The organism is Reichenbachiella sp., assembly GCF_039944555.1.
Lineage (GTDB): Bacteria > Bacteroidota > Bacteroidia > Cytophagales > Cyclobacteriaceae > Reichenbachiella.
On sequence record NZ_JBDUYN010000021.1, the window covers coordinates 1 to 19,765 of the forward strand.

At 39.3% G+C, this 19,765-nt stretch carries 14 protein-coding genes; 3 read left to right on the forward strand and 11 right to left on the reverse strand.

The window, feature by feature from the left end; translation table 11 throughout:
- The 7 genes from ABJD64_RS25040 to ABJD64_RS25070 all read right to left on the reverse strand — a co-directional run.
- Positions 1-352: transposase (locus tag ABJD64_RS25040; RefSeq protein ID WP_348208210.1), on the reverse strand; the 352-nt coding region annotated here is incomplete at its 3' end.
- Positions 353-386: 34 nt separating this feature from the next.
- Complete coding sequence (locus tag ABJD64_RS25045; protein ID WP_348208211.1) at positions 387-749, reverse strand: hypothetical protein; 363 nt, start codon at positions 747-749, stop codon at positions 387-389.
- A gap of 272 nt (positions 750-1,021) precedes the next feature.
- Positions 1,022-2,872 carry a T9SS type A sorting domain-containing protein gene (locus ABJD64_RS25050; protein ID WP_348208212.1) on the reverse strand — a complete coding sequence of 617 codons (1,851 nt, stop codon included), beginning with the start codon at positions 2,870-2,872 and terminating at the stop codon, positions 1,022-1,024.
- Positions 2,873-2,900: 28 nt separating this feature from the next.
- On the reverse strand, positions 2,901-5,810 hold the full coding sequence (locus tag ABJD64_RS25055) for a TonB-dependent receptor (RefSeq protein WP_348208213.1): 2,910 nt from the start codon (positions 5,808-5,810) through the stop codon (positions 2,901-2,903).
- 246 nt (positions 5,811-6,056) lie between these two features.
- Positions 6,057-7,493, reverse strand: a complete 1,437-nt coding sequence (locus tag ABJD64_RS25060) for a sulfatase-like hydrolase/transferase (RefSeq protein WP_348208214.1) — start codon at positions 7,491-7,493, stop codon at positions 6,057-6,059.
- 577 nt (positions 7,494-8,070) lie between these two features.
- Positions 8,071-8,574, reverse strand: a complete 504-nt coding sequence (locus ABJD64_RS25065; protein WP_348208215.1) for a sulfatase-like hydrolase/transferase — start codon at positions 8,572-8,574, stop codon at positions 8,071-8,073.
- 28 nt (positions 8,575-8,602) lie between these two features.
- The gene (locus ABJD64_RS25070; protein ID WP_348208282.1) at positions 8,603-9,214 is read right to left on the reverse strand and encodes a sulfatase-like hydrolase/transferase; all 612 of its coding nucleotides are present in this window, start codon (positions 9,212-9,214) and stop codon (positions 8,603-8,605) included.
- A gap of 247 nt (positions 9,215-9,461) precedes the next feature.
- Between ABJD64_RS25070 and ABJD64_RS25075 the strand changes: the two genes are divergently transcribed.
- Positions 9,462-10,922 carry a sulfatase gene (locus ABJD64_RS25075; RefSeq protein ID WP_348208216.1) on the forward strand — a complete coding sequence of 487 codons (1,461 nt, stop codon included), beginning with the start codon at positions 9,462-9,464 and terminating at the stop codon, positions 10,920-10,922.
- 39 nt (positions 10,923-10,961) lie between these two features.
- Here the strand turns inward: ABJD64_RS25075 and ABJD64_RS25080 are convergent, their stop codons facing one another.
- From ABJD64_RS25080 to ABJD64_RS25095, 4 genes are all read right to left on the reverse strand, one after another.
- Positions 10,962-11,180, reverse strand: coding sequence for a hypothetical protein (locus ABJD64_RS25080; protein WP_348208217.1), 219 nt, complete (start codon positions 11,178-11,180; stop codon positions 10,962-10,964).
- 245 nt (positions 11,181-11,425) lie between these two features.
- Positions 11,426-11,683 (reverse strand): hypothetical protein, encoded by a 258-nt coding sequence (locus tag ABJD64_RS25085; protein ID WP_348208218.1) that lies wholly within the window; start codon positions 11,681-11,683, stop codon positions 11,426-11,428.
- An 81-nt stretch (positions 11,684-11,764) separates the two neighbouring features.
- Entirely contained in the window at positions 11,765-12,100 is a 336-nt protein-coding gene (locus ABJD64_RS25090) for a sulfatase-like hydrolase/transferase (RefSeq protein ID WP_348208219.1), read from the reverse strand.
- Positions 12,101-12,386: 286 nt separating this feature from the next.
- Positions 12,387-16,400 carry a two-component regulator propeller domain-containing protein gene (locus tag ABJD64_RS25095; RefSeq protein WP_348208220.1) on the reverse strand — a complete coding sequence of 1,338 codons (4,014 nt, stop codon included), beginning with the start codon at positions 16,398-16,400 and terminating at the stop codon, positions 12,387-12,389.
- 222 nt (positions 16,401-16,622) lie between these two features.
- Between ABJD64_RS25095 and ABJD64_RS25100 the strand changes: the two genes are divergently transcribed.
- Together ABJD64_RS25100 and ABJD64_RS25105 are read left to right on the forward strand one after the other, a co-directional pair.
- The gene (locus ABJD64_RS25100) at positions 16,623-19,058 is read left to right on the forward strand and encodes a glycoside hydrolase family 2 TIM barrel-domain containing protein (protein WP_348208221.1); all 2,436 of its coding nucleotides are present in this window, start codon (positions 16,623-16,625) and stop codon (positions 19,056-19,058) included.
- Positions 19,059-19,395: 337 nt separating this feature from the next.
- A complete protein-coding gene (locus ABJD64_RS25105; protein ID WP_348208222.1) occupies positions 19,396-19,740 on the forward strand; it encodes a hypothetical protein in 345 nt (114 codons plus the stop codon).
- The last annotated feature ends 25 nt before the right edge of the window (positions 19,741-19,765 follow it).

Consider the following 19,765-nt stretch of genomic DNA (forward strand, 5'->3'; position numbering starts at 1 on the left):
TGACCAAAGTAGCTCTGGTGAAAATTTTTCGAACGATCTGTTCCATGTTGGCAGCCATATCGAGAGTAACTTCTTTTACCTGTCTTCTTTTCTCCAGTGGTATCTTACGGTGAAGTATGGACTTAATCCTTTCACTGTCAACACCTTTGATCATTGCCAAAAGACAACCCTTTTGGCCATTGGCTTCTTTATTAGTGATGATGATATAGAGCTCGCCTTGCGAGAGGGAAGTCTCATCTATGGTCAGGAAGGGGCCTATGTTTTCGGGGAAGACAATGTGGTCTTCAGCATGACTAAGTTGATCCCAAGAAGTGTAATCACTCAGGTGTGAGATGTACTGCTCTTCAAGCAACTTTCCATTAACATGGAAATAGTTGCCCAGACTTTTACAACTTACTGGGGTATTGTCGATGTAATTCTTTTAAAAAAGCCGCAAACTCTTTCGTCATTCGCGTTCCCTTGGCTACCAGTCCCCAATCCCTGGATATCACATCATTAGTGTCTTCATTGACCCATCTGCGCCGTTTGACCTTGAGATAGAAACCTTTGCCTCTTAGTGGAAAACCTTTGATAGTTGATTCACTGTGAAAGCCATGTGAGCTTAAGCCCAATCCAGGGAACTCTCCCGGCTGAAGGTGCTTCTCAACTAAACTGATGGTATAACTCTCTTCGGTTTTCTCTACTGATGCTACTTCAAAGTACTCCAATATTCCTTCAGGAAGTAGCAACTCCCATGCTGTTAAATCCAATTGCTCTTTTTATGCAGCAACTTAGATTATTTGAAGCTTACCCACAGGTTTTTTGGATTGATTCGTTAACTGTAATTTATGATTTGGCAAAGTGAACAGCTAACCACTAAATAAAATTGCTAATTGCTGCTTTTGCTCCAATGTAAGCAGGAATCTTAGTTAGCGATCTGACATAAAGGTGGTAATACTACTACAAAAAGAAGGCGACCTCCAGGAGGCCGCCAAATAGCAGGTCCTTAATCCTGCCACCTTATTAGCTAATCTTAGTTAATCTATTTATTGATGTAAATCAACCTCATTATATTAGACTCATCAGAGGTTTGGAACTTAGCGAAGTACACACCGTAATTGGAAATATACTGCCCAAGATCTACTTTCAATTCATGTTGTCCTTTGGTTTTGGTTCCTGAGTCAAGTATTCCCAATCTCCTTCCATTCATATCAAGGAGGGTAACCATCATTTCATCGTTCTTATCCATATTGTATCTGAATGTAGTAAAACCTTTAGTTGGATTTGGATAAACCAAAAGATTACTCTCCAATTCGTCTTCTACGGAAAGGACACCCCCAACTGATACAATGAAATTTTCTTCCGTAGTTACTTCACCATTGGAAGCTGCTACTGTAATCGTTGCAATCCCCATATTAGCTACTGCAGTTACCAAAATCTCTCCATTATCGTAGGTAGCGGTAGCCACAGACTCGTCACTTGAGGATACTGTAATAGAAACATCTAAGCCTCTTGCATCAGTGACGGATAATGATACATTCTGTGAGTCACCACTACTCTCTAAAACTATGTTATCTAAATCTGCAATTACGGGACCTGACCAAGCTTTCAAAAAATCAGGAAAGTGATTCAAGTCACCTATAGGAAAGTTGTCGTCTCCTCCTGTGTAAGAAGTATAGGTATCTGCATAACTCGCATCAACTTCGTCTGGGAACACACCACCTTCTCCACCAACACACCAGTTTTCAGGAAATTCCGCAGCATCAGGCGTTGCATAGAATGCGTCAACATAGGCACTAATGTCACCACATACATTATTCAGCTCAAGTTCCTCACTAATTGCAATAGCATCGACATTTTCTTCACCTACAGCTTCTGCTACAGTAGCACTGTAAATGTTTGGAGATGATACACTATCGAATTTTGCCCACGTGTCAATGATTGGATCAGTCCAATAAATGTTATTATTCTTCACCTCAATGCTTTGGCCGTCAAAAACGGTATCAAGCGTAATAACAGCAAAAAATTCATCAGGTTGTGTTTGTTCATTAGTCCTGTAGTCTGCATGCCCCATACTGATTACGTTGTGGAAAAGACTGTTCTTTACTATGGCAGTTTTCACATTCCCTAATTGAACTCCCCCATGAAAACCTTTGGTATTCATTACCGTCAAGTGATCAATTTTAATATAGTTCACTACTGAGCCCATGTTTCGAATAACCCTGTCAGATAAGTTATAGGCTGTTGTATTTTCTATAACCAAAGTATCCACAAACACCGCTTGAGGTCTCATATCAATCACTCGTCCATTTCCGCCAAATGATTTTCTGTGACCTGAGTTTGCCACAATACAGTTTCGCATAAACACCTTCAATGAGTCGCCATAAAATGAATAACCAGCACCACGATCCCCATAGGTAATCATCCCATCAAGTACAGAGGTTGTACTATTTGCGTCCATTCTAACCGGTCGAACCAAAAAAGCGCCATCTGGTCTGAATGCATTAAAAGTAATGTTCTCAATAGTAAGATCTCCATTTGCACGTATGTATTGTGCACCGTAACTACCGTTTGACCTCAATGCAGGGGTAAACTCTGGTTGCAAACCATCTCCCTCTTCGGCTCTGACGTGGAGGTGATATCCAAAATTTCGGACAGTAGCGCCTTCTGGGTATAAATGACCTCTTCTTAATTCATAGATTGTGTTCGGGTTTTCCATCCTGCCTGTTGAATCTGCGATTACTGCAGTTGAAAAAAGGTTTTTGTTGTCTTCCGCATCACCACCTGTGGTTGGATCCCATCCGTCGATTACAACTACGCGCGCTTCTTGCCCGTAGCTCAAAAAGCTTATACACATCAGTATGCTAGCTATTAAAGGTAAAGTGTTTTTCATAGTTTATCTGTTTTGATTAAATGCATTATTAAAATTTATATTGAAGACCTAAATCGAAAGTTGCTCCAAACACACTGTTATTAGTAGGATATCTCGCGAGATAGAGATAGTTTCTATTTGGAGTGTTGGTGATATTAGCAGCATTTGCCATTATTTGTATATGTTTTCCAATCTTTTGGGAAATACTGGCATCAAATCGTAAGAAGGAGTCTCTGAATCGATTAGAAAATTTCTTCAGACCTGCCTCTGCTAAAGCATTAAAATTTGTTAGATAGGCGGCTTGGTAGATTGTAGAGAGTCTGATAGAGAATCCTGCATAATCATAACCTAAAGATAGGTTACTTTGCCAGTCTACCTGATTTGGTAGTTTGTTTTTAGAAAAAACAAAACTTGAGTTCTCAAGATCAACTACAACTCTACGCAATTCAGGATCATAAAATGTAACTGTTTCGAACCTTGGAAACAGTGTTTCAGACCACAATCGTGTTAAATTAAAAGATAAAACGATGTTTTGCCAGGGACCTGACAAATAAGCAGTATTGGTTTGAATTTCAAATTCAATCCCGTAAACTCTGGAATCATCAAAATTTATGTAGTCTTCGGTTACATCATATACGGCCACAGGAATACCTTGACTTATGGCCTCTTCTTTTCCCATAACGCGTCCTGTCCGCGCGAAAAAATTATCGAACTTTTTATAGAAACCACCAAATGTAATCAAACCCAGTTTTTTGGGATAGATGGAAAAAAATGCATCAAAATTCCAAGCTTCTGCATGCTTGAGCTCAGGGTTTCCTTTTTGTATCTTTCCATTACTGGCATCAATGCGAATACTGGGAATTAACTGATTATAATTTGGTCTTGCTAGTGTTTTTACAGCTGACAAGCGAATGTCGTACCAATCCTTTGGGTGAATTTTTAAATGCGCACTAGGAAGAAATTCCCCATATACTTGAAAAGTGGTGGTATCACGTGCATTTCCTATGCTACCAAAATCAGCTAATGAAGAGACAGTTCCCGTATATTCATTGTCTGACCTTTCATATCTTAAACCAGGAATAAAAGTAAGCCAATCGCCATATACAACCTTCGCCATTACATATCCTGCCGTGACGGTTTCATCCACGCTATACGTATTTACAGCATTGTCTACATTATATTCTAGCGTACTCTGCTGATACTTGTGCCAGTCATCTAGTAATCCAAAATCAAAATTAGGATGAATCACGTACCTATCTTTTCTCTGCACCTGAGGGTTTCCCGATGCAAAAAAATTATCTATCATAATGTGATCACCTTCTAATCCTCCACGTACTAATTCTATAGGCCATAGTGAAGCTGCCTGATTTCGTATATCAGGGTCGAGATAATACCAGTTTTGAATTTCGAAACCGGTTGTTCTCGTACGTGCATCCGCTCTGTACTTGCCTCCTAGCTTTACAAACCCTTTTGTTTTCGATCCAAATGAGAAATTTCTCTTTAAATCCAAGCCTAAAGTGGTGTTCTCATGATCGGTCTTCGAAGGCTCCCAGTAGTATCTATCCAACCGATGCTCTGAATAGTCGAATGTCTGTCTATCATAAAAATCGTCTAAATTGTACGCAAAGTCTTCCCTCTCTCTTACACCATTGAATTGCGTAAACTCCATTTCTACATCGTAAAAATTATCTGTCTTCGAAGTGTTTCGAGCTGCTACCCAGTTAGCCTGAAACCAACCAAGATCCTGCTCACCGCTTAGCATAAGCTGAAAGTTATCTGACTGTACTTTCGAATGCCTAGGATTGTATTCAATCAAAGTAGCTCCAATATCATTATTAAGTGATTTGGTGTCTGTATTTTTTCTATTGATAAATAGCTGACTTATAACCGACCCTGATCCATAATCGTAATCTAGCTTCAGGTTCGCTCCATACCGTTCGATTACCCTATCCGTAATAGACAAATTAAAATTCTCCACATTGAATCTTTCAAGATCTGTATTGTTATCCCAACCGATATTACTGGATTCTGCGCTTCTATTGGTTCGTTCAAAGTTGCCTCCTACAGCAACTCCCAGTTTATTGTCTAAAAACCGGTTACTAATGATTCCATTACCACGATAATTACGATATTCATCCACCAGCCCGTTATACCCTCCGAAAACTCTCATCCTTATCAAATCTGCCTGTGCCTTACCTAGACCTAAATTAACAATTCCACCTATCGCATCTCCATCCATATCTGCTGTTGGTGATTTGAATACTTCGATTGATGATAGGAGGTCAGGTGAAACAGTACTAAGATCCACGGCTCTACTATTCGCATCGGTAGGAGATTGTTTTATTCCATTTATAGTTATTGATGTGAGTTCAGGATTAAGTCCTCTTAAGATAATGCTGTTCGCTTCTCCACCAGATCTTTGAACGGAAACCCCTGAAATACGTCCGATAGCCTCTGCCGCATTTACATCAGGTAGCTCCTGAATTTTATCAGATGACACAACATTTACAATGGCATCCGAATTAAGCTGCTCTCTAATAGCGGTATTTTGCCCAAGAGCCTGAGCAGATATAACAACCTCGTTTAGTGTCTCTAAATCCTCTTCTAAGGTGATTGATCCTAAATAATTTTCTCCCTCTACTACATCAACTGCCTTTTCAATACTTTTAAAGCCTATAAAAGAAACGACAAAAATTTGATTACCGAGAGGAACATTCGATACTATAAAATTTCCTTCGATATCAGTGACAGATCCTTTAGTACTTGAATTCTTTAGGATTACTGTTGCTCCAGTAAGGGTCTCCTTATCGGATGAGCTAATAATCTTACCTGACAAAAAACCTGTTTGCGCATACGATTCATTTCCAATTAAGAGAAAAGAAATACATACAATTGCATACGCAATAGCTATTCCAAGCTTTCCTGTTGATAATTGATTTGAAGATTTTGAATCTGCCATTTATTGGGTTTTTAAATAGTCTTTTGTTGCGAGTTTTTTAATTTTCAGCTATTTGAACGCTTACAAATTAATTTCATCGTTGAATGCTAAAAGTCTACAAAAGGTAGAAAAAAGTCTAAAACCCTATTATTGAACTTCTAACAAGTTAAGAGATCGGTGATTTTGATTAATTATCTTAATTCTTGCAGAAAGATCAAACTCTAATTAGTCACCCTTGATAAATATGAACATCTCAGACTCTGGTTCTTACTCTGATGAATAACTTCGTTCTTTGGAGAACAACTTAGGGTTCGGTTTTTTGGGAAGTGTCATTTCCCATTCCTGGATTTGTTCTAATAGAGACATAACTATTTCTGGATACTTCTCTTTTAAATCGTTTTCTTCATGAACATCTGCTTGGATATCATATAGCTCTACATACGTCAAGTCCTTATTTGCGATAAGTTTCCAGTTCTTATCAACAATAGCATAAGAACCCCAATGATCGGGGTTGTCTTCGCTAATATTTCTGCTAAACGCTTTCCAGAAGAGTGGCTTGCTCCTTTTAGGGTATGGAATACCACCAAGTGTCTTCAATTGGCTTAGCCCATCAGCATGGTAGTTTTCTGGTAAGTTCACATCTCCTATCTCACAAAATGTAGGAAGCAGATCAACAGCAGAGATAAGTGAAGTAGAATCAATTTTTCCGGCTGGAATCACTCCCGGCCATCGAGCAATGAATGGCACGCCAATCCCTCCTTCAAAAAGTGAAGCTTTGTAGCCTCTTCTCCCTCCTGTAGTTCCTGTAGAAGCAGCAATATTATAGCCTATTCCTGTGGCCGGATCTGATACAAAACTCATTTCTCGTTTTCTCGAATTTCTGGCAGGGCCATTATCTGAACTAAAAACAACAAGTGTATTTTTGGCTACTTCTAATTGATCAAGAACGTCCAACACTTTCCCGATTCTTTCATCCGCATGAAAAATTACTGAAGAGTAGACGCGATCTTTGTCATTCTCCAAATGAAGAAAGTCTTTTTCATACTTCGGAATAGCATGATGAGGGATATGAGGTTCATGTATCCAGAGATTAACATAAAAAGGAACCTCATCTGACACGGCCTGCTTAATAAAGGTTATAGACTGCTCCGCATCTTCATAAAAGGGCATTTGCACGCCTGAGCAATTAAAAGTGCCATAGGTATCAAAGCCATAGCTTTCTGCTGATGGAGCATCATTTATAATGCTATTGGTAAGTTGCCACTTGCCAAAATGCCCGGTTCGATATCCATTTTGTTGAAGAAGTCTTGGAAGTAAAATTGCTTCAGGGTCTAGCCAATCAGGCATATTTCGTCTCAGATTTATCGGAATCCCTGAGAAGGAGGCATTCACATTATGTCTGGCCGGAAACTGACCGGTTAAAACTGCTGTCCTACTTGGTGACCCCACTGAGCTGGCTGCTGTAAACCGATAAAAATCGGTTCCCTCTAATGCCATACGATCAATGTTAGGTGTTTTTATAAATGGGTGACCATGCGCACCTAAATCACCCCACCCCCAATCGTCTGCAAAGATGAAGACGATATTAGGAGGTGATGCTTTCCCTGTTATTTTCTCTTGTGCCGATTGTCCGCATGAGGCTAATAATAGCCACAACAGTGGAGCCCACTTACATTCCCATATTGGTATTGACTTGTATCTCATTAGAACTTGGATTTTGATTTTATTGGTAAAGTCGTTCATTAATCGCTACTCTTTTTTGAAAAACGAAAGAAATAAAACCAATGCAAGAGGAAATCTATGAAATGTGCGGAAAAATCCAAAAATAGACTATTTAACTTAACAAACTCGCATTGAAAGCTGATTCTAAGGTGTTGAAATAGGAATTTTATCAATTTGTTGAATGTATAAAACGTTCTTGCAGAAGAATCCATCTTAAACCAATTTGACCGACTAAACGCGGCATCAACTCAATAATTCACATTACGATCATTATAATCCGCACCAGACAAGCTCTTCAAGACTGACTGTTACCAAACTTCCATTTGCTTCCCCATATCCATTACTATCTCTGGATTCTTGTCCACTAGGCTCACCCTCTCCGAACGATCGTTTTGTAGATCATACAACTCATAGCCTTCGCTATTCGGGGACTAACCGTCTAAAATCAACTTATATTGATTGGTTGTAATCGCCCTCTGGCCACCAAAGTGTGAATGTTCAAATACTGGATACACAAAATTGCGAAATGTGCGTTTATATTCCCCGTCTATCATTTTGATTAGTGGAATAGTTCCTTTCTGCAAAGCAGGTTCGATATAGTCCTCAGGGGATTACCAAAAACCCTTTCAGGCTGGAACTGCAAGTAGATAGGAGCAGTTCGCTCAAGTTCTGCATTTTTAAGAAACGGCAAAAGGCTTATGCCATCAATTGGACGGCTAGGAAGTGGCTGCTTCACCAACTCTGCAAGCGTAGGCATGATATCTGTAGTTACAGCAATGTTTTCATTCACAACAGGTTGAGGAATCATAGCAGGCCATTCTATGGCACCAGGTACTAATAAACCTCCTTCGTAAACTGATCCTTTTTCATCCTGGACGGTTATCGCCGTGCGGTTGGCACTTTTGGGTGCACCATTATCACCGCAATACAAGACCAGCGTATTATTTCGTAAGCCATTAACTTTTAAATAATTTCTCATACTACCGATTGCTCTGTACATCGCTGCTATTTCCGAATACCGTTCTTTGAGAACTTCACCCAGTGGCCGGGAAACTCTTTTCACTGTTTCATTCGATGTAAGTTTAACCGTATCAGAATTCAGAGAATCGGGTAAATCCTCGTACAGCGCCAAACCCTTTGGTAAACCGCTGTAAGGTTCTTGAGGCAAACCAAACAACTACCATAAATGGATTATTTGATGAATTGGAGCTATCAATAAATTTGATCGCTTCTTCGATCAGTATTTCGGAGCTTTCTCCTTCAAATTGTTCGGGTTCGCCCCCATTTCTGGAAAACACCGGATTCAATTCAAAGAAGTTGTCATGTGAAAGCCATTCATCAAACCCCATTGCACCGGGAGAGATGGGGGATGCCAACTTAACGGACCCTACATGCCACTTGCCAAAATGAGCAGTGCTGTAGCCAGCTCTTTTCATAATATGTCCAATAGAAACTTCTTCAGGTCTGATGGACCAGTTTGGGGCAAATGTGCCGTACCTATTAGGGTGCCGTCCTAATAAAAAGCTTCCTCGTGTTGGTGAACATGTGAAATGACTAGAGTAAAACTGATCGAAGCGCATACCACTATTAGCCATTTCATCCAAGACAGGTGTTTTAACAAAGAGGTGTGCATTATATCCTAAATCATCCCATCCATGGTCATCGCCGATTGGAAAAACGAAAGAAATCGAGATAAGGCATATGTTTCACGGAATTCTGTAGGTTCACCGGAGAATTTGTGGGATGTTTAATTAAATCTGAAACCATACGACTCCTCAATTTCATCCACATTCTATTATTAGTATTTTGTAGACACTTCGTAGACTTTTTTCTGCTGGCCTAAAATTAACTTTAACCATGGTCAGAATCCAGCATCCTTCACATATAAACCCAAATAAGTGATTGAATAGCTTGGTTTATAAACTAACCTAAATTGAAAGCAAAATAAAATTGAACACAATTCGAATTTTTATTCTGGCATCTATATGCTTCAAGGCTGGCATGCTCCTTGCAGGCACAGGTGTTAATAATGATAAAACAAATTTTATCATTATTATCGGAGATGATATTTCTATAGATGATTTTGGTGCCTATGGTCATCCAAAGATCAATACGCCACATATTGATAAAATAGCCAAAAAAGGTATGCGCTTTAACAACGCCTACCTGACTACCAGCTCATGCAGCCCTTCACGGGCAAGCATTATCACCAGTAGGTACCCTCACAATACAGGAGCTCCAGAACTGCACATGCCCCTTCCCGGGGATCAAACTTCCATCGCTCAACTGCTCAAGGAGCAAGGCTTCTACACGCTAGCCGCTGGAAAATGGCATTTAGGCAAAGAAGCTAAAAAAGGATTTCACAAGGTGTTAGATAGTAGACCTGGTGGAGAAGAATTGTGGGTAAAAAGTTTGGAAGAACGACCAACAGATAAACCATTCTTCATGTGGTTTGCAGCGCACGATGCGCATCGTGGTTGGCAAGACTACAGTAAAGCAAAACCTCATGCTCCGGAAGATGCCGTCATTCCTCCATATATGATTGATACTGACTCGGTACGTGCCGATATGGCTAGGTACTATGATGAGATTCAAAGATTTGACCGATACATTGGTCAGGTTTTCAAAGAACTAAATCGACAGAATATTCTTGAAAATACCGTTGTAATCATCATGGCTGATAATGGTCGACCTTTTCCACGATCCAAAACTCGTCTGTACGATAGTGGCATTAAAACTCCTTTTATCGTTCACTGGCCTTCTCGAATCACCTCAGGAAATGTGGTGAGTGAATCCCTTATCAGTGTCATCGATATAGGGCCGACCGTCCTGGAGATTGCAGGAATTGATAAGCCCTCATCATTTCAGGGGAGGAGCTTTTCAACATTACTCACAAACTCTGAGGAATCAATCTGCGAGTATGTTTTTGCAGAGCATAACTGGCATGTGCAAACAGCCCATGAACGAATGGTACGGTCAGGTGATTTCGTATACATCAGAAATGCCTACCCTTGGCTACCTCAAATTTGTGGAATTGACTTTCAGAACCCCCAGCAAGAACTGAAGAAAATGGCTGCCCAAGGACTCTTGACGGAAGCTCAAAACGACCCTTTGCTCGAACCGCGGCTTCCTGAGGAGCTATATGATGTTAAAAATGATCCTTACCAGATTCACAATATAGCACAGGATCTCGCCTATCGGGATATTCTGAATTCACTTCGAAAGATCATGGATGAGTGGCAATCAAGTACCGGCGATTCGACTCCCACCTTCGAAAATGCTACTCCAGACAGGATCAACCGCTGGACGGGTGAATCCATCAATGGGCTTGATTTTGCTCATGTTCCAGGAGGAGAAATTCCTGGTGCCGTAAACAAGGCTGACGCAATAAATGATCCCGGTCCCAGGTAGTGTTAGTTTAATATGGAATACCTAATTAGGTATACTTTTTTAGTCATTGACCCTCATTTCTAATACCTCTGGATAGCGATCTGCCAGATTATCTTTTTCGTTTGGCTCATCTTCTAAATTGAACAACTCGATCAGGTCCTGAGGGTTTTTGAAACAATAATTATAGTCCACGATCTTCCATTTCCCGGCTCTATACGAGCGAGCCTTTTTTGAATATAGAACTACATCTTGTCTAGGTTTTTTAATCTCTGAAGTCATAAATTCATCATAAAAATCCTTAGCATCAATCTAGGATACTTGTTGAGCCTGTTATTGTAGAAAATGTTTTTGCGAAATCCGTAGAGCAAATCAAGCGATCGGAAATAGAGCCTGGTTCTATTTTTCCACCATGCTATTCTATGATTCCGTAAGTGATGGACATAATCTCCATATTGTCCTGCCTTACTCGTCCCGCGAAATTTTACGTGCGGAGTAATATGCGTATGGGCAATTGTAGGAGTAAACTATAGGAAGAATGGGTTTTCCTTATTCTCCCGAATAAAGTGAAGCACCCTATCAATAAGGATAGCATTTACATAATCGTCTACACGTTCCTCTAATAGCCCTTGAACATCTTGTACATCCCTTATTTGCTTACTAAATGAAGAGGTGCGGTCCAATCCGAAGAGCTGATGATTTTCTACATACGCCCTTACAATATCGTTGTGATTTCGAGGCAGACCCCAGTGATAATCAAAACCAACTTCTAAGGAGCCTGGCATTAGAACACCTCCAAAATCTGGCGGTCCAACTTTCCCGTATCCTAAGTGCCATTTTCCTATTGCAGCGGTCTCATAACCTTGCTATTGGAACATACTTTCTAATGTCGGAGATTCCAGATTAATTAGTAAGTCACCTTCCCAATTTTCTTCATAAATGGATCTGCTTCTATGTGGGTATATCCCTGTTAAGGTTGAGTATCGTGTAGGTGTACATACCGCCCCAGAAGTATAATCTTTATTGAATTTCATCCCTTCATCAGCCAATTTATCAATATTAGGTGTATTGATCATAGTAGCACCATATGTTGATACATCACCAATACCAAGGTCATCAGCCATGATAAAAACAACATTTTGACCTACGCTATTGCATATAAAAGTCGTTAGGGAAGTAACTAATATGTAAAATCTATTCATAACTATTGAAGATTAGTTTTTAATCCAATTTGGTCATCTAGTAAACCCTGAGTTCAAGTAGCACCTTGACTTTCAATTAAATACTTGTTTCAACTGACTGGCTTTTATCTACACACTGAATCTTTTTCAGTATTCTTCTTTGCCCGTAATACCACAGGAACTAAGCGGAAAAACATCCTTTATTTGTGGATAAACGCATTTTTAGGCAGCCGTTGATAATGACCAATTATTAAATGCTCAGGGTACAAACCATTTGAACTCAGGTGGATACTTAAGCCAAGTGGGTTTAGGTTACTTGAGTATTATTTGCCAAGGCATAATCTTTAGGTGTTTCATCAAAATATTGTTTAAACACTTTGGTAAAATACCTGTAGTCTTTGAACCCTGACTTTTGGGCAACTTGCGAAATATTGAGGTCAGTATCCTGTAGTAACTGTGCAGCTCTTTTTAGTCGGATATCTTTAATAAAACCCTTTGGCGTTTTTCCTGTCAAGGATTTGATTTTTGTAAAAAGTAAAGCTCTACTAACTAATAGTTCATGTGCCAACTGCTCAACACTTAGATTGCTGTTTTCAATATTCTCTTCAGTCAGCTCCATTAGCTTTGTCAAAAATTTCTCATCAGTACTTGTAACAGCAATCTTTTTAGGTTCAAAATCATGAGTTCTCGATAGCTTTTCCAGATATGCTGTTCTGGCAGTAAGAATATTTTTAGCTTTCAACACCAACTCCTCTGAGTTGAATGGCTTTGTGATGTAATCATCAGCTCCTGTCTCTAGTCCTCCAATTTTGTATGGCGTAGATGCTCTTGCAGTTAACAAAATAATAGGTATATGGCTGGTCTCTATGGTCGTTTTTATTTTTCTGCAAAGAGTAATCCCATCCATTTTGGGCATCATTACATCACTGATAATCAGATCTGGGAGTTTTTTCACAGCTATCTCAAATCCTTTCTCGCCATTATCGGCAGTATGCACCTCGTAAGAACCCTCGAAAAGTGACATTATATAGTCTTGTATTTCAGGATCATCTTCAATGATAAGTAGTTTCATCATCGACACCTCCGCTCTTTCACTTTTGCTTACCTCCTCGGCTTTATCCGGAACGGAGGAAAAAATTACTTCACTATCACCACGAATCTTTTCCTGTACAACAATGTCCTTTGCATTAAAATGTGACTTTCCTGTTGGAATCTCTACCGTAAATGTTGATCCTTGGGATTCATTGTTTTCAGCCTTTAATGTCCCTTGATGAAGCTCGACTAACTGTTTTGAAAGTGCAAGTCCAATACCCACACCGTAATTCGTATAATTAATGGAGTTTCTTTCATAAAAACGCTCAAAGATTTGCTCCTTGATCTCTTCATCAATACCCTTTCCGTTATCCTGCACCATAATCTTGATTGATTCCTGATCTAATTCAACCATGATCTTGATAACTCCATAGTCAGGTGTAAATTTTAATGCGTTTGACAACAAATTGAAAAAGACCTTTTCCAACTTATCCGCGTCATACCAACATTTAATATATCCTTCCTCTGATTCAAAAATGAAGTCAATATTTCGCTTGGTCGTTTCTTCTTTAAAGGAAAAATACACCTCTTTAACCAAATCAATCAAATCACTTTCCGTCACACACATCTTCATATGATCAGTTTCTAGTTTTCGAAAATCAAGTAACTGATTGACCAGATTCGACAACCTCACAACGTTTCTATGAACGCCCTCAAGTTTGGTTTTTGTGGCACCAGAAAGGTCATCTTTACCTATGATGTCTTTTAACGGACCGACCATAAGGGTAAGAGGTGTTCGTAGTTCATGCGTGATATTGGTGAAAAATCGCGTTTTCAAATCTAGAGAACGCTCCTTCTCCACCTTAGATATAAGCTCAATTTTATACGAGTTTCTTAGCTGAAGCATACGGTAAAACATGTACATAATGCCTCCGACAAAAATCACGTAGAGAATGGACGCCCACCAGCTCCTAAACCATGGTGGTGCTACAACAATCTTCAAACTTTTAACTTCCGGATTCCAGACCCCATCACTATTTGACCCTTTGAACTCAAAGTTGTAGCTCCCATCCTTTTGTAGGGTGTAGATTGCTTCGGGTCTTCCGGTAGTATAAATCCAGTCTGAATCGACACCCCTCATACGAAAAGCGTATCTATTGTTTCTTGGGTTGGTATAATCTAAAGCTGCAAATGATATTCGGATATTAGAGTTGTCGTATTTCAAGCGAAGTGACCCGTCAACCAGAAGGGTAGATGGGTTTAAGTAAGCGATTGTATCCTCTTCTCCCAACACTTCCAGACCAGTTAATAAAACAGGTGGCACATATTGGTCAGTCTTTAATTCGTTAGGGTCAAAAAACACCAGGCCATTATTGCTCCCAATGACATACAAATCACTTGACACTTCATGAGCTGAATTAGGGCTGTAATCCAGCCCTTCTATACCCATATTGTTCCCAAACCAAATTACTTCCTCACTGGTTGTTGAAAATTTAACTATTCCTTTATTGGTACTAATCCATAGATTTTCTTCATGTGGGACTATTGAATAAACGGTATTCCCCGGAAAGCCTTCATAAGTAGCAAAACGGGTGAATGACTTAGATTTTTTATGGTACTTATACAACCCGTTATAAAAGGTACCAATCCATATTTCTCCAGATTTAATGGAAGTAATTGTATGAATATAAATTCCTTCAAGATGGTTTTCAAAAACAATACTTCTATCAGGCTCAATTTTTAAAAGGCTGAGCCCTTTATTCGTACCTAACCATATATCGCCATCATGGTCTCTATAGATATCCCTTACTTCATTGGAAATAACCGAATTAGGATTCGTAGGGTCATGGATAAGGCTTCTTGTATTTCCTGTCTTTGGGTTAAGAAAAACAACCCCGCCACCAAAAGTTGCTAACATCAATGAACTATCATTGGCATGCAGATCATAAACATTATTACATGGTAAAGAATTTTCTTTTTGACCCTTTTCAAAATGCTTGGAAATCACATTTTGTTTTGTATCGTACTGTATTAAACCATCTTGAAAGGTCCCTATCCAGAGCTTTCCATTCTGAGGATAAATCACCTTAACATTTGGGTTTTCAACACTTCGGGAAAGATCGATAAAATCAAATGAACGTGTTGACTTAATAAATCGAGCAACTCCGTTTCCTTCAGTACCTACCCAAATATTGCCCTCTCTATCAGACGAGACTGAGCTAATAATATTCTTATCATCTAAGAGCAAGGAAGGATTAGGATAGGCAATATCGAAGCGACCAAAAGTAGGGTCAGTATAATTGACTCCCCGATAATATGTTCCCACCCATAAACCTCCTTTATCATCCACATGCATGGCTCTTATGGAGTTATTGTTTAAACCATCTGAGTAAGATTGATCATTTGCTATTCTGACAAATTGGTCATTCTCTTCCTGATATACACTTATACCGACTGAAGTGCCAACATAAATTTGACCGTCTTCAAGTTCAGCAATTGTTCGTATTCTATCGCTTGAGAGTGATCCTAAGTTTTCAGAATCCTGTTTAAAATGTCTAAGCTTCCCTTGCTGAATATTCCAGCAATACAGACCATTGCCATCTGAACCAAACCAGATTCTCGACTGGCTGTCCTCAAAAATGACGTTAATGGATTCTTTTTTTAATATCTTCAATTCAGGGAACGTGTTGAGAACATCCTCAAAATCACTTTCAAGCCTATACTCCGCAACTTGCAGGCCCGAATTAGTTGCCACCCATAGTTGTTTTCTACTATCTATAAAAAATGTTCTGATAGGCATACTAATGACAGGTTCTCTCGAAAGTTGATATTCATCCTCAATCTCTGATATGCTGAATAGTCCTTCATTAGATGCATAAATTAAGTCCTGAGAAGTAATGCTTCTGATCTTCCCAACGCTAACATCAATATCTTGTAGGTAATTGGAAATCTTATTATTATCTAATGATATGCAACTAATACCACTCGTAGTACCAACCCAAAGAGAATTTGAGGAATCATCATAAAATAGTGATCTAATATCATTTGATATTAGACTTTGTGAAGATCGGTCGTTGGCAAACAGTCGTTTAATCTGATACCCATCATATCTGTTAAGTCCATTTCGTGTACCTATCCAAATAAACCCGCTACTGTCTTGTTCTATTGCAAATACCGTATTATTTGATAACCCTTCTCTATTTGTGATAGAGCTAAACCTAATTGTATTTTGGGAATGAGTTATTCCATATAAGAAAATCAATAATATTGCAAATACAGGTTTAATCATTGCCAGTTTGTGCGTTGTTATGGATATTGAATTTATAATAATCTCCCCTATTCCAACCAAAAGTATTCAAGGATTATACTTTTAAACACACTTTTAAGATTTTTACCAACGCGCAAAAACCGAATATTGTATAGTAACTGAAGGCCTTGCTCAACCCTATCTATCTTGTGATCATGGCATAATTGACGTAAGGAATATTTAAACAACAAATTAAGCCCACCGATGAAAATTGTACTACTATTCATACTTTCTTTCTTGGCTCTTGGTGCAGGAGCATTTTTAATAATAGACGTCTCTGAGAAACCTCAGGAAAGACTTCAACAAATCAATAATGATTGGCTTTTTCAAGCGAGTAACGAATCTATGCAAGATAATATAGGTAAGTCACAAAACTGGGAATCAATTAACCTTCCCCATTCTTGGAATAGTCTGGATGCTACAGACATGAGTCCTGGTTATCGCAGAGGAGCTGGATGGTATAAAAAGAAGCTGAATCTTTCAATCGATGGTAAAATGCGATATATCCTCTATTTCGAGGGTGCCAATATTACAACTGATGTTTTTGTTAATGGTGTTAAAGCAGGATCACATTTAGGTGGCTATGTAGGGTTTGAAATCGAAATCACAGATTACTTAAAAAGTGAGAAAAATGAACTTTTGGTAAGGGTCAACAATAATCAGAACCGTGAAATTATCCCTTCTTCAAAATCTGATTTCTTCATTTTTGGAGGTATAACCCGAGATCTATGGTTGAAAACAGTTCCTAAAACAGCAGCCATTAATTCAATTAAAATAACCACAGACGAAATTTCCAGTAGCTCTGCAAAAGCGATGTTTAGAGTTTCTCTGGACGGGACGAAATTGACAGAACATAGATTAAGAATTGAAATCAAAGACCCTAATGGATCATCTGTTTATCAGAACACTACAGATATTGGCGGTAATGCTGCTGAGGTTTCTTTTACTCTTGAGAATCCACTGTTGTGGCATGTTGATTCTCCAAACCTGTATACTGTTTCCACTGAGGTGTTAAAGGAAGATAAAGTGATTGACTCGTATGAAAATCGATATGGTTATCGTTGGTTTGAGTTTAAAGAAAACGGACCATTTTATCTCAACGGAAAACCTTTAAAACTCAGAGGTACTCACCGACACGAAGAACATGCAGGATATGGAGCCGCTATTCCAAATGAACTGCATAGAAAAGACATCCATATGATTAAGGAAATGGGTGCCAACATGATCCGACTGGCACACTACCCTCAAGACCCTGAAGTATACAAAGCCTGTGATGAACTAGGTATCATCGTCTGGGATGAGCTTCCCTGGTGCAGAGGTGGTATTGGAAATGATGTCTGGAAACAAAATACGAAACGCCTCTTATCAGAAATGATTAATCAAAATTACAATCACCCGAGTATCGTATTTTGGTCACTCGGAAATGAGATTTACTGGCTCCCTGATTTCGAAAAAGGCGATGACAGAGATAAAATCAATTCGTTTTTGACGGAACTTGATGAGTATGCACATGAGTTAGATTCATCAAGACTAACAGCGATCAGAAAATACTATGAAGGTGCTCATATTGTTGATGTATTCTCTCCCTCCATATGGTCTGGGTGGTACTCCGGTAAATACACAGACTATCAAGCCTCGGTAGATAATGCCCTTAAAAAATACAAGCGATTCCTGCATGCTGAGTATGGCGGGTCGAGTCATTTGGGAAGGCACAATGAGGAAATTATATCATTAGATAACAAGATCGCTTCCACACTTGGAAATGAAGCCATCATTCAGGTAAATCAGATCAATTACGCACAAGATGGAGACTGGAGCGAGAATTATATTGTTGATCTTTTTGACTGGCATTTGCGTATCTCTGAAACTACTGAATCTTTCGCTGGAAACTTACAATGGGCCTTCAAAGACTTTGGCACACCTCTCCGACCTGAAAATGACATTCCTTACATCAATCAAAAAGGCTTAGTAGACCGAGAGGGTAATCCTAAGGACGCCTACTATGTGTTCAAAAGCTATTGGTCCGATGATCCATTTACCTACATAGAATCAAAAACCTGGACAGAAAGGTATGGCGAGGAAGGTAAGTCAAAGGAAATCTCCGTTTACAGTAACTGTTCTTCTGTGGAGCTAATACATAATGGTAAAAATCTCGGGAAGCATGACAAAAATATTGATAAATTCCCTGCTAGCGGACTTACCTGGAACGTTCCTTTTGCTAAGGGTGAAAATACACTAATCGCAGTAGGCACATGGGATGATCGGATCGTTTACGATACACTAGAAGTTAATTATTACTACACTCCTCCCGGACCTCCAAGAGAACTGAAACTAGATTACAAAGTACTAGATGATGACAGAATACTTTTGACAGCCTCGGCTTTAGATGCGAATGGAAGACTATCAACCACCTACCAAAAGAAAGTATATTTTCAGGGATTAAACGGAGGACAATTAAAAGAAAGTCATGGTACAGCTACTGGAAGTAGTGTGATTGCGATGGCAAATGGAACGGCCAGCATCATACTCTACCCCGACTATACCCAAGAAAATTCAGAAGTTATGGTCTTGAATCAGGATTTTAAAGGCTCTTACCTAAAGATTCCGTTGACAAAGAAAACTGCGTTGAACAACCCATGAGGATAAGTCATGAAAACTATAAATGGCTCAGGTGTTATCAACGTTTATTGCTCACTCTTCTTTGGCAACATTTTCACCCCAAAAAAAGGGGGTGCAAGTACCCAAATGTTTTCAATTTACGGGTGAACTGTCTATCAGGTAGACTCTACTTTAGTTTATCCTTTTTATGTATTTGTTTGATTCATTCATATGCTCAACAGTCGCAACTCGTTTATCTAGAAGGGGATAGCTTACAACACACCTCTTTCCCTGTCACAAGCCAAACGGATTCTGTCCATGTCATCCCAGACTTTTCTCACGCAGGTTATCAAGGCGGTGGGGTAAGATACCCAGAGATTTGAACATCTTACTAACCCTGGATCCAGAGTCTGGAGATGACACCAAAAGAATTCAGGCAGCCATTGACTCGGTGGCCAAACTTCCCGTTGATTCAAATGGATTCAGAGGCGTTATTCTCCTCAAAAAAGGGCACTACACACTGAACAAGTCACTAATTATCAATTCATCAGGTATCGTTCTGAGAGGTGAAGAACAAGGAAAAGATCAAACAGTATTTCATGCCAATCTGCGCGCCAAGCACAGCGTTATCCAAATTCAAGGCTTTGGAGTTCTGGAAGTTGACAATAGTAGTTACCAGAAAATAACGACACACCATACGTCCCCATTGGTTCCTATTCATTAGAAATAGCAGATGTATCGCTCTATAG

Excerpts from the sequence above, each read along its gene's own strand:
- ABJD64_RS25050 (WP_348208212.1), bottom strand. The coding sequence starts at position 2,872 with ATGAAAAACACTTTACCTTTAATAGCTAGCATACTGATGTGTATAAGC.
- ABJD64_RS25055 (WP_348208213.1), bottom strand. The coding sequence starts at position 5,810 with ATGGCAGATTCAAAATCTTCAAATCAATTATCAACAGGAAAGCTTGGA.
- ABJD64_RS25060 (WP_348208214.1), bottom strand. The coding sequence starts at position 7,493 with ATGAGATACAAGTCAATACCAATATGGGAATGTAAGTGGGCTCCACTG.
- ABJD64_RS25080 (WP_348208217.1), bottom strand. The coding sequence starts at position 11,180 with ATGACTTCAGAGATTAAAAAACCTAGACAAGATGTAGTTCTATATTCA.
- ABJD64_RS25085 (WP_348208218.1), bottom strand. The coding sequence starts at position 11,683 with ATGCCAGGCTCCTTAGAAGTTGGTTTTGATTATCACTGGGGTCTGCCT.
- ABJD64_RS25090 (WP_348208219.1), bottom strand. The coding sequence starts at position 12,100 with ATGAATAGATTTTACATATTAGTTACTTCCCTAACGACTTTTATATGC.
- ABJD64_RS25095 (WP_348208220.1), bottom strand. The coding sequence starts at position 16,400 with ATGATTAAACCTGTATTTGCAATATTATTGATTTTCTTATATGGAATA.
- ABJD64_RS25100 (WP_348208221.1), top strand. The coding sequence starts at position 16,623 with ATGAAAATTGTACTACTATTCATACTTTCTTTCTTGGCTCTTGGTGCA.